This is a genomic window from Mariniflexile sp. AS56 (assembly GCF_030552475.1).
Lineage (GTDB): Bacteria > Bacteroidota > Bacteroidia > Flavobacteriales > Flavobacteriaceae > Mariniflexile.
Genome location: NZ_JAUPED010000014.1, coordinates 1 through 12,180, shown reverse-complemented (window position 1 = coordinate 12,180; position 12,180 = coordinate 1). Strand labels below are relative to the sequence as shown.

The 12,180-nt window shown below is 34.0% G+C and carries 9 protein-coding genes and 1 pseudogene; 9 read left to right on the top strand and 1 reads right to left on the bottom strand.

The window, feature by feature from the left end:
- The first annotated feature begins 72 nt into the window (after positions 1-72).
- The 7 genes from Q5N74_RS15125 (at position 73) to Q5N74_RS15095 (ending at position 7,294) form a co-directional block, all read left to right on the top strand.
- Complete coding sequence (locus tag Q5N74_RS15125) at positions 73-1,404, top strand: TolC family protein (RefSeq protein WP_304389796.1); 1,332 nt, start codon at positions 73-75, stop codon at positions 1,402-1,404.
- A gap of 5 nt (positions 1,405-1,409) precedes the next feature.
- Positions 1,410-2,612 (top strand): efflux RND transporter periplasmic adaptor subunit, encoded by a 1,203-nt coding sequence (locus Q5N74_RS15120; protein ID WP_304389795.1) that lies wholly within the window; start codon positions 1,410-1,412, stop codon positions 2,610-2,612.
- A gap of 4 nt (positions 2,613-2,616) precedes the next feature.
- A complete protein-coding gene (locus Q5N74_RS15115) occupies positions 2,617-3,360 on the top strand; it encodes an ABC transporter ATP-binding protein (RefSeq protein ID WP_304389899.1) in 744 nt (247 codons plus the stop codon).
- Between the two features lie 2 nt (positions 3,361-3,362).
- Positions 3,363-4,583, top strand: coding sequence for an ABC transporter permease (locus tag Q5N74_RS15110; RefSeq protein ID WP_304389794.1), 1,221 nt, complete (start codon positions 3,363-3,365; stop codon positions 4,581-4,583).
- Between the two features lie 6 nt (positions 4,584-4,589).
- On the top strand, positions 4,590-5,627 hold the full coding sequence (locus Q5N74_RS15105; RefSeq protein ID WP_304389793.1) for a sensor histidine kinase: 1,038 nt from the start codon (positions 4,590-4,592) through the stop codon (positions 5,625-5,627).
- Between the two features lie 4 nt (positions 5,628-5,631).
- Positions 5,632-6,366, top strand: coding sequence for a LytTR family DNA-binding domain-containing protein (locus tag Q5N74_RS15100; RefSeq protein ID WP_304389792.1), 735 nt, complete (start codon positions 5,632-5,634; stop codon positions 6,364-6,366).
- A 307-nt stretch (positions 6,367-6,673) separates the two neighbouring features.
- Positions 6,674-7,294, top strand: a complete 621-nt coding sequence (locus tag Q5N74_RS15095; protein ID WP_304389790.1) for a DUF6515 family protein — start codon at positions 6,674-6,676, stop codon at positions 7,292-7,294.
- 292 nt (positions 7,295-7,586) lie between these two features.
- On the opposite strand, the gene Q5N74_RS15090 is transcribed toward Q5N74_RS15095, so the two are convergent.
- Entirely contained in the window at positions 7,587-8,396 is an 810-nt protein-coding gene (locus Q5N74_RS15090; protein ID WP_304389789.1) for a DUF6503 family protein, read from the bottom strand.
- A gap of 318 nt (positions 8,397-8,714) precedes the next feature.
- Here Q5N74_RS15090 and Q5N74_RS15085 point away from each other — a divergent pair, with 318 nt between their 5' ends.
- Positions 8,715-9,719: an LLM class flavin-dependent oxidoreductase gene (locus Q5N74_RS15085; RefSeq protein ID WP_304389788.1), complete on the top strand. Its 1,005-nt coding sequence runs from the start codon at positions 8,715-8,717 to the stop codon at positions 9,717-9,719.
- Between the two features lie 449 nt (positions 9,720-10,168).
- Positions 10,169-12,180, top strand: a pseudogene (locus Q5N74_RS15080) (hypothetical protein); the annotation flags it as partial.

Here is a 12,180-nt window from a genome sequence, read left to right as displayed (position 1 = left end):
GAACATCTATTCCAGTTTAATAAGATTGTATATAGTTTCATCTTTGAAGTGTTAAATAAAAACACTCATAAAATGAAATTATATCTCATTATACTTAGCTTCTTATGTATGCAAATATCTTTTGCACAAGATGACTCAAAGGTTTCGACTTCAAAAATATGGTCTTTGCAAGACTGTATAGATTATGCCTTAAAAAATAATATTACGGTAAAAGAAGCTTCTTTAAATACCAATATTTCAGAAGTTGATTATAGTAAAGCAAAATCTGCAAAGCTCCCTAATTTGTTTGGGAATGCTTCACAAAATTTCTCTAGTGGAAATACTATTGATCCTATAACAAGTGATTTTGTTACAGACCAAATAAATAGTACTAATGTGGGGATAAATAGTTCTATCACTTTGTTTCAAGGTAATCAATTAAATAATCAAATAAAACAGAATAAATTATTATTAGAGAAAAGTATTCTACAGGAAGAAGTAGAGAAAAACAATATCGTTTTAAATTTATTAGAAACCTATTTACAAACGCTTTATAGCAAGGAAAGTATCGTTATAGCGGAAAATAATTTATCAGCTTCAGAACAAGAAGTGCTACGTGCAAAATCACGTTTAGATGCTGGGTCTATTGCATTGAATGATTATACAGAAGCACAAAGTCAAGCAGCGAGTAATAAATACAATGTAATTACAGCAAAAAACAACTATCAACAATACATTATTCAGTTAAAACAATTATTAGAATTACCACCAACTGAAGATTTAGAAATTGAAACCATTAATGAAAACATGGATTTAATTAACATAGAACTTGATAAAACAGCTATTTATAATAATGCTTTAAACCAATTACCAGAAATAGGTGTGAGTATGTTAAATATTGCTGCCAACGAAAAAGAATTGGATATTGCTAAAGGCGCTTATTTGCCAACACTATCATTAGCAGGAAGTATTGGTTCTGGTTATACGAGTATAAAAGAAGCTAATTTTTCAGATCAATTTGATTTTAACTTCAATCAAAAAATAGGGTTGTCGCTTAGCATTCCTATTTTTAACAGAAACCAAACCAATGCGGCTGTAAAAACAGCAACTATTAATATTGAAAAGGCACAACTACAGAAACAAAGTACAGAAAAGGATATTTATAGAAAAGTAGAAACAGCCTATCAAAATGCTTTGTCATCTCAAGAGCAAGTTATAGCATCAGAAGCCTCTAACGAAGCGGCAAAGGAATCTTACAAATTAGCACAGAAAAGATACGAACTTGGGGCGTTAAGTACAACAGATTTGGTAATCAGCCAAAACACTTTTACTAATACACAACAAACGTATTTACAAGCCAAATATTTAAATATTTTATACCATCAATTACTACAATTTTATCAAGGAAACGATATTAAACTTTAATCAAAATGAAAAATAAAAAGAAAATTATTATAGGAAGCATCGTGTTAATTGCACTTGCTATTGCAGCATTTGTTTTAATGAAAGATAATGATGCAATTGTTATAGAAGCACAAACTATTACAGCAAAAAAAGCTAACGTCACTACCATGGTTACCGCAACCGGAACGATGGAACCTATTACACAAGTTGAAGTTGGAACACAGGTATCAGGTGTGGTAGAAAAAATATATGTGGATTATAACAGTGTGGTTACCGAAGGACAACTGATTGCTGAGTTAGATAAAACCAATTTAAATGCAGCTAAAACACAAGCACAAGCCGTTTATGACAATGCGGTGAGTCAGCGAAATTACACACAAACAATTTATGACAGACAAAAAACATTATATGATAGCCAGGTAATAAGTAAATCTGATTTTGATGACGCTGCATTCAATTATCAAACAGCAAAAGGGACGGTTACGCAACGTTATTCAGATTTGCAACAGGCTATAACGAATTTAGAGTATGCTAATATTTATTCACCTATAGACGGTGTGGTATTATCTAGAGCTATCGACGAAGGACAAACCGTAGCGGCCAGTTTAAGTACACCAACGTTATTTACAATTGCTCAAGATTTAAAAGAAATGCAAGTAGAGGCCGATGTAGATGAAGCTGATATAGGACAAGTAAAAGAAGGTCAACGTGTTGAGTTTACGGTAGATGCTTATATAGGAGAAACCTTTCAAGGAGAAGTAACACAAGTACGTTTAGACCCAACGGTTACTTCAAATGTGGTGACATATACCGTTGTAATTAAGGCAGATAATCCAGACCTAAAACTGAAACCAGGTTTAACTGCCACCATTTCAATTTTCACTTTAGAATTAAATGATGTGTTAACTGCGGAAGCTAAAGCCATCAACTTTAAACCAGAAAGAGAAGTCTTTGCTAGCTATAATGAACAACATCAATTACCTGAAAACACAAGTAGACCTTCTAGAGAAGAAACCACGCTTTGGGTATTACAAGCGAACGGAGCAATTACATCTAAAGTAGTAACACTAGGAGCTAGTGATGGTGTTAATGTAGAAATATTGAGTGGTATTTCGGCAGGCGATCAATTAGTATATAGCTTAAAAGGGGTTTCTAAAACAGAAGCAGCTACAGATGAACAAAGTAAAAGTCCATTTATGCCACAAAGAGGTGGTGGCGGAAAAAGATAATACGATGAAAAAAGCAATCATAAAAATAGAAAATTTAAAACGAGAGTTTACCATGGGAACCGAAACGGTTCATGCGTTAAAAGGTATTTCGTTTGATATAAAAGAGGGCGAGTTTGTAACCATTATGGGGTCGAGCGGTTCAGGTAAGAGTACCATGTTAAATATTCTAGGCTGTTTAGATCAACCTACCAGTGGTAATTATGAAATTGATAGTGTTAAAGTAAAGAACCTGACTAGAAATGAATTGGCAACGATTAGAAATGAAAAGATAGGCTTTATTTTCCAATCGTATAATTTACTAGCAAGAACATCTGCTATTGAAAACGTAGAATTACCCTTGTTGTACAACAGCAAGGTTTCTACTGACGAACGCAGAGCGCGCGCCATTAAAGCCTTAGAAATGGTTGGATTGGGCGATAGGATGGATCATACACCATCGCAGCTTTCGGGAGGGCAGCAACAACGTGTTGCTATTGCTAGATCTTTGGTAAACAATCCCGTCATGATTCTTGCCGATGAAGCCACAGGAAACTTAGATACCAGAACGTCTTACGAAATTATGTCCTTGTTTCAAGAGTTAAACAAGCAAGGAATTACCATCACTTTTGTAACGCACGAACCTGATATTGCCATGTTTAGTAATCGAACCATCGTGTTAAAAGATGGGAATATTATTAAGGACTACATTAATGAAAATATCCAATCTGCCGCAAATGAGTTGGCAAAATTACCTAAACAAGACGATTAATTATGAGACTATTAAATTTATTTAAAATCGCAACAAAAGCCATCATTCTTAATAAAACAAGAACCTTGTTAACGATGCTTGGAATTATTATTGGGGTAGCATCTGTTATCGCCATGTTGGCCATTGGAGAAGGCTCTAAGGAAAGTATTCGTACTTCCATTTCTGCAATGGGTTCTAATATGATAACTATAAAAGCGGGAGCTGATACCAAAGGTGGTGTAAAACAAGAAGCTAGCGTTATGGAATCGCTAACTTTAAGTGATTATGAAGCGATTAAAGCACAATCAACTTTATTAAGTTATAGCTCTCCAGTGGTAGAAGGTAGAGGTCAGGTTATAAATGGTTCTAGTAACTGGCCATCATCAATTTATGGTGTTAATCCTGAATATTTAAACATTAAAGTTGTCGGTTTACAGAGCGGAAGCATGTTTACAGATGTAGACGTAAAAACAGCATCAAAAGTAGCTGTCATTGGGCAAACAGTTGTAGAAAGTGTGTTTCCTGACGGTCAAGATCCGGTCGGGCAAATGATTCGTTTTAATAATATCCCGTTTAAAGTGATAGGTGTTTTAGAGGAAAAAGGAGAGAATACCTTTGGTCAAGATCAGGATGATGTGGTTATTGCGCCTTATACAACCGTACAAAAACGTATTTTGGCTATCGATCATTTAAATCAAATTATGGCTTCTGCTATTAGTGAAGAAAAAGCGCCAGATGCTGTTTTAGAAGTTTCAAATATTTTGCGTGTGCAACATAAATTAACGGATAGTGATGACGATGATTTTATGGTGCGTTCTATGGAGGAATTAATTTCAACATTTAGTTCTACCAGCGAAATGTTAACCATACTACTAGTTGCAGTAGCAAGTATCTCCTTATTAATTGGTGGTATTGGAATTATGAATATCATGTATGTTTCTGTAAAAGAACGAACAAAAGAGATTGGCTTGCGTATGGCTGTAGGTGCTAAAGGAGCAGATATTTTAATGCAATTTTTAATCGAAGCTATTTTAATAAGTATTACAGGTGGTGTATTAGGTGTATTATTAGGACTAGGATCCACGGTTTTTATAGAAAAATTCTTAAATTGGCCTACTAGCGTGGCTTTATATTCTATTGTGATTTCATTCGCCGTTTGTGCGGTAACAGGTATCTTTTTCGGATGGTATCCTGCTAGAAAAGCATCGGCTTTAGACCCAATAACCGCTTTACGTTACGAATAATAAATTATGTATAAAAATAAAACCATAACTGTAGTATCACATTTGCTTGTATGGCTAACACTATTGTGTTTGCCATATTTGCTTTCCTACGGAGAACAACAAGAAATTAATAGAGTTATTGCTCATTTCTGGATTCCATTATTCTTTTCGTCTATCATTTTTTATTTCAACTATTTTGTACTGGTAGACCGCTTTTTCTTTCCTAAAAAAACACTGTTATTTATTGTCGTAAATACAGCGCTTATAGGATTTTTCTTATTTTTAAAAGAATATATTGAAGATAACTACTTTCAAGATATTTTAAAAAAACGTCTTGAGAATACCAATAGGGTAGAACCTCCTTTTAAAATGGCGATGTATATACAGTTGTTGTCTTATTTAGCACCTTTGTTCTTTTCGGTTGCTTTAAAATCGACAAAGCGATGGATTAAAACAGAGGCCGAACGCAAAGAAGCTGCTAATTTTAAATTGAAATCGGAGTTACAGCATTTGCATTACCAATTGCAGCCGCATTTCTTTTTTAACTCGTTAAATAATATTTATTCTTTAGTCGATATTGCACCAGATCAAGCAAAATCTTCCATTCACAGTTTGAGTAAGCTGATGCGTTATATGTTGTATGAAACCAATTTAGAAGTGGTGCCTCTGACTAAAGAAATTGATTTTCTTAAAAAGTATATCGATTTAATGAAGCTAAGAGTTTCCGATAAAACTACCGTTAATTATAGTTTTCCTTCGGAAGAAACTGGCATTCAAATAGCACCTTTATTATTTATTTCATTAATTGAAAATGCTTTTAAACATGGTGTTTCTGCTACCAAAACAAGTACCATTGATGTTAACATGACTTGTGATGAAAAAACCGTTTTATTTTCTGTGGAAAACAATAATTTTCCGAAGAAAACGGATGATAAAAGTGGGTCTGGTATCGGACTTCAAAATTTAGAAAAACGATTACAATTACTATATCCAGATAAATTCAGCTTTAAAACCATATTAAAAAACGATCGGTTTATAGTCACTTTAAAAATAGAAACGAGTTAAACGTATGAGTACTATAAAAATCACCTGTGTTATTGTAGACGATGAGCCTATGGCGCTTAATTTAGTGGAAAGCTATGTAGCAAAAACACCTTTTTTAGAACTAAAACAAAAGTGTAGTAGCGCTATTGAAGCGATGGAGTTTATAAAAAAGGAACCTGTAGATCTATTGTTTTTAGACATTCAAATGCCAGATTTAACAGGTTTAGGATTCTCTAAAATGTTACCAAAAGATACACGTGTTATTTTCACCACTGCTTTTGATCAATATGCTTTAGAAGGTTTTAAAGTAGATGCTTTAGACTATTTATTAAAACCTTTTGATTATGCCGAATTTCTGGCAGCGGCAAACAAGGCAAGCTCTTGGTTTGAGTTAGTCAAAGGAAAAAAACAAAACATCGTTTCCGAAGAAAAGGAATTCCTTTTTGTAAAATCCGAATACAAACAATTGCGTATTAAACTAGCTGATGTCTTGTATTTTGAAGGATTGAAAGATTATATTAAAATATGGTTAAAAGATAACCCAAAGGCTATTTTAACGCTTATGAGTTTAAAATCTTTAGAAGCAGAACTTCCGGAAAGTCACTTTATGCGTGTGCATCGTTCATTTATTGTTTCTCTGAATAATATAGATGTTATCGAACGTAGCCAAATTATTATTAATAGCCAACGTATTACAGTTTCAGAACAATACAAACCAAAATTCTTGGCGTTTGTAAATAATAATTCTTTAAACAACTAAACTGCAGAGGCAGCAACGTTGTTGAGTTTAAACCTTATAAAATTAATAGGTTTATTGAGTTTAAAATAGTAGTCAGAAAAAAAGATATACTTTGAAGGTATATCTTTTTTGTTTCCATTCAAAAAGTAAAACGCATTCATAAAATAGGACTAGTGATGTCTATAAAATCAACGTATTCATCTATACAATTTGGCCAAACTTCCATTTGCTTTTTTTTAAACGTATAAGACAAATATCTTTAGACTATCAATGTGAGATGACATCAAGTTATTGATGAAAAAGTTTAATCATTAAAATCTTAAAAATTATGAAAACATTTATAAAAACGTTCGTAGTACCATCGTTATTTTTGGTAGCAATTTCAACACAAGTTTCGGCACAAACACGTCGTAGTACGACAGCAGTAGCATCAAATAATACTGAAAAAACTACAAAAACAACTCGAGTAACACCTGTTAAAACAAGCCCTGCAAACAGTAGAGTAGTAAGTTCAAAAGTAACTTATAAAACACCCCAAAAGAAAGTGGTTTCTGTTAGAAATATACCTAATAAAACGGTTGTTAGCCATAAGGGGCAAAACTACTATTACGGGAATAACAAATATTACACACAATCTAGAGGTCATTATATAACAATTGCTCCAAAAGTAGGATTTAGAATAAATACTTTACCAGCAAATTATAAAAGAATTAAGTACAATAATTACAATTATTATAATGCCCATGGTATATTTTATGTGCAAATAAATAATGCATATGAAGTTGTTGAACCAGAAATAGGAACCCTTGTATATGAGTTGCCAGACGATTACGAAAAAGTAACTTTGGACGGACAAACCTATTATGAATACGCCAATATTTTATACGAGAAAGTACAAGTAAATGGTACTAGAGCTTACGAAATTGTAGGTATTATAGATATGGTTTAGTTGAGTGCAAATAGAATTAAGAAAGAAGGTTGGCTTTATAGTCAGCCTTTTTTTTGTTTTAAATACTGGTGCCGATCCAGAGTATAGCACTCATAAAATACCCAGCCTCAGAAAGTTTTCAAATATTGTATTAAAACGTGGTGCGTTAAAAAACGACAATGGAAACATTAGAATTAGCTCATGATGGATTAATAGTACAACGTACAGATGACTAATCATGGCTAAAACAAACTATCCACCTTTAAATATGCACTTGGTTGTTAAATTCAACAGAAAGGAACTTGTGTTAATACTATTTGTTTTTCAAATTAACAACGTCTTCCGTATCTATTTTAGATAATTCTTTTAAGTTCCCAGCTTCATAAAGTGCAGGCAAATCTTTTAAAGCTGTGTTTAATTCGGCTTCATAATTTATATAATCTTGAAAGGTGACGCCGTCTACAACGCGTTTATTGTAGGCACTCCTAAAACGCACACCGCCGTTGTTTACTTTGTAATTGTATGCTAGGTAATCTACTTGGTGGGTTTCCGTATGAATCCAATAATGGTACTCATCATCAAAATCTTCGCCACCACCTTCTTGTTTAAAAGTAACACCCAAAACAGTATATTTTTCACCTTTAATAGTCGTTTCGCCCACGTAGGTTTTATTTACCGAGGCATCATTTAATTTATGTGGTAGCGTTGCAAAATAGATAACCGAATTTATAGCACCCGTGCCACCTTTTATAGCTTTCTCAGTAGGTTCAACAGGTTCTCCATTAACTGTTCTAGAAAATTTACCGTTTTTAAGAACATCTTTAGTGATTACATTGCCTTTTTTAGACGTTTTTGAGTATTCATAGTTCTTGCCATCGTTTATAAATTGATAGTTATTCCCTCTAAATACGAAGGCATACTGTGCCGTGTCATATAAATCACCTCCATGTGCCTCAATGGATTGGTTTAAAATTAATTCCGCTTTGGAAGGTTCAATAACCTGAGATGTATTCTCTGTTTCAGTTTCTGTTGATGACGGAGTTATTGTTTTTTTATCCTTAGAATTACAAGCTAAAAGGGTTGCGATGCAAGTAATAACTAAAATAGTTTTTTGTATGTTCATTTTAAAATATCAGTTTTTATTTAAAGTTTGGTCTGTGGAATGCATGAAAACTTTCAGTGTCTATACACTCAAAAACGTGTTTTTAACATAGAAAGCTCAATTTAAGAGTTTTCTAGCAATTGAGACTGTCGAATAACAAAAATTAAAACAGAGACAAGAACCACAAAGCGGGCCCAATACTAAAACTGTTTTTATTATGAAATATTCTCGCCATTTTAAATATTACCTTTGCACAGCCAGATAAAAAAGGAGTCTATTTAGTTCCAAATGCGGTTTTTTTTAGTCTCAAAATTTACAGGCAATCAGATTTATACATTTATGAAAACCACACCTACACGATATTCCATTTTAGATCTTGCCTTAGTTTCTGAAGGTCATACTCTTAAGCAAACTTATAATAATGCGCTTGAATTGGCACAACATGCCGAAAGCTTTGGTTACACAAGGTATTGGTTAGCCGAACACCATAACGCCCCAAATATTGCAAGTAGTGCCACCTCGGTATTAATTGGATATATTGCTGAAGGCACTAAAACGCTGCGCATAGGTTCTGGTGGTATTATGCTCCCTAACCATTCACCTTTAATCATAGCCGAACAGTTTGGTACTTTGGCTTCTCTATATCCAAATCGTATTGATTTAGGTTTAGGCAGAGCACCAGGAACAGATAGAGAAACGGCACAGGCCATACGCTCCGATTTTATGGAAGCCGCCCATTCGTTTCCAAGTGAATTGGAAAAAATAGAAACATATTTTTCAATTGAAAATTCAAATTCTAAAGTCCGCGCTACCGTTGCTGAAGGGGTAGAAGTACCCATTTACATTTTGGGATCCAGCACAGATAGTGCCCATTTAGCAGCAAAAAAAGGTCTACCTTATGCCTTTGCGAGTCATTTTGCAACCACACACTTATGGGATGCTCTAAAAATTTATAATAACGAATTTCAACCATCTAATAATTTACAAAAGCCGTATGCCATGGCTGGTGTAAATATTATTATTGCAGAAACGGATGAAGAAGCTCAACGCCTGTCGACCTCTCTAATCCGTATGATTGTGGGTATATTTACCGGAAAACGCGATTATGTACAACCGCCAACCGTTATGACCGATGAGTTTAGGCAAATGCTACAACATCCTCAAATAAACCAAATGCTCAAGTTTTCTTTTATAGGCAGTAAAGCCACTGTTAAGGCACAAATAAAAGAGTTTATAGAGGAAACAAATGTAGACGAACTTATTGCGGTCACTCATATTTACGATGCCAAAGCCAGAATACGATCTTATGAACTATTTTCAGAAATTATGAAGGAGCTCAATTAAACGAGATTCTTCTTTTTTAAAATATCATAATACCTAGAATTATTCTAGAACCACAAAAAGAACGCAACGCTGTAATAAGTTATATTATAGCGTTTTGCATTTCGTAACTTGCCTTTATTTAAACGTCTAGTTTTTCTTCTAAATACGATCTCTATTCCCTTAAAAAAAACCATTTTCTACACGGTGTAGAAGTCAAGGCAGAAAGGTTATAATTGTGGTATACATGTGTGTGTGTGTGTGTGTGTGTGTGTGTAGATACAAATGACATTCTAAAACATTAAGATTAACAATTTTGTTTATCGACAGTAATTGTTCATTCGTCTACACATAACGAGGTGTTAACCTTAATAACTCCTTAATTATTTGCATTAGAATTAATTTTATTATTGGTAACTAAAGTCTTTTAAGCTATACCTGCTTGTTTAGATGAATTTAAATATCATTAAAATATGTGTAAATTATTTTCAAAGCGTTTTATATATTCCAATATTAGCTTTTTATTTTTTTCTTTATTAATCAGCAACTTTACAGCGAGTGCTCAAGACAAATATTTTACGTCGTCCGTTATAACAGAGCTTGAAACTGATAATTCTGCTTTTTCTATAGATGAAAATTTTGCAACAAAAGCTTCCATTCGAACCTATTCTGGTGATTTTATTACGGGAGCAAATGATTATGAAGGTTTTTTGGAAGTAGGGTATTTAAGTCCTTTGAACTCTAATTTAACCACTTACATTAAAATTGATGCTGAAGATGATTTTTTAGCAACACTAGCCGCCGGAAGTTTAGCAACAACATTAAGTGCAGTTACGAATACTGTGATTAATGGCGGACAAGAGTTTACGTTTGAGGTTAAAAAAGACACTAATTTATTAATAACAGCAGAGTCTCAAGTTGAGAACGATTTTGCACGCTCCGGACTTAGAATTGTGTTAGATGGTAACAATGATACTTATATTCTAGTAAACCCCTATTTAATAAACCCATCTATTATTGATTATAATAGAATTAGAATAACCAATAGATTAGGCAATAGTGTATTGCAATTTGGGGTTTCTAAGTTTTTAGGTTTATATGAATCTTATAATGCACTTATTGGTGAAAGTTGTGGTTTTGCATCGTTTACCTCCTTTGATGGCGATGGTTTAAGCGTACAAGCTTTACAGGATGGGGCGGGAGTTTCTAATCCTCATCATATCATAGATACCAACTTAGATAATTACTCCACCTTAAGTGTTGGTACTGCTGGTGCTGGAGCGTCTATTCAACAAACGGCCTATTTCGAAGAAGCTTCAACCATAAATGAGAATTTTAAAATTAGATTCGCCATTACTGCAGATATCGCTGAAATTGAAGTAATACCAGATGTTCAAATCACCGGCTATTTTAACGATACCCAAGTTTTTACTGCTGGTTTAACCGATTTAATTAATCTAGATTTATTAGGAGGCGCCTTAAATGGTGGTGCTCCTATAACTATTTCTCTACCAGCAACAGGTGCTGTAAATAGAGTGGAAGTGAAAATGACTCAAACTGTTTCAGCCGATGCTGGAACCGAGTTTAAATTGTACGATATTATAAAAACACCTCCTTTTCCAACGGTAGATAAAACATTACCAGCAAATATTTGTGTAGGTGAAACAATCGACTTTATTGGAACGGTTTCCCCTTCAGATATAAAAATAAGATGGTATGATGCTGAATTAGACGGGAATTTATTAGCCGAATTAAATTCAGGAGACACCTTCACAACATCCATAATTACAGCAGACACAACCCTTTGGATTGCTTCGGCAGAAGATGGTTGCCAAACGGAAACCATACGGTTACCAATAGATATAATTGCTAACGCAAACCCAACAGCATCCGACATAAATGTAGCCGGAAATGATTCGGCACACTGTACTTCCCAAACTATTGTGCTGACACCAAGTAGTAGCATAGGTACCACTTTTTCATGGTATTTTGATGCTAATAAAACAAATCCTATAATTTCAAATTCGACCGTAAGCGGCGTAACCTATGTTATTAACGCGAATGGTGCATTAACTATTGATGGTCTTTTGGAAGCTAATAGTCCTATAAGTTATTTTGTAAGTACTCAAAATGACAGTTCTGGTTGCGAAAATATTCCTGGAACTTTAAAAGAAGTAAGTCTTGTAATTGATGATACGGTACCAACTTCAGATTGTGATAATGATGGTGTTATTTATTCTGAAGAAATAGCCAATGGCACCGACCCTCTAAATCCAGACACCGATGGTGATGGGATTAACGATGGTACCGAAGGTACCACAGATACGGATGGTGATGGAACTATTGATGCTTTAGAATCGAATACAGCTGATGCTGATAATGATGGTGTGGTCGATCAATTAGATGCTGATGATACCGATCCGAATAACGATTCTGATGGTGATGGTTATGGCAATGCGGATGAAACCGCTGCTGGTAGTGATCC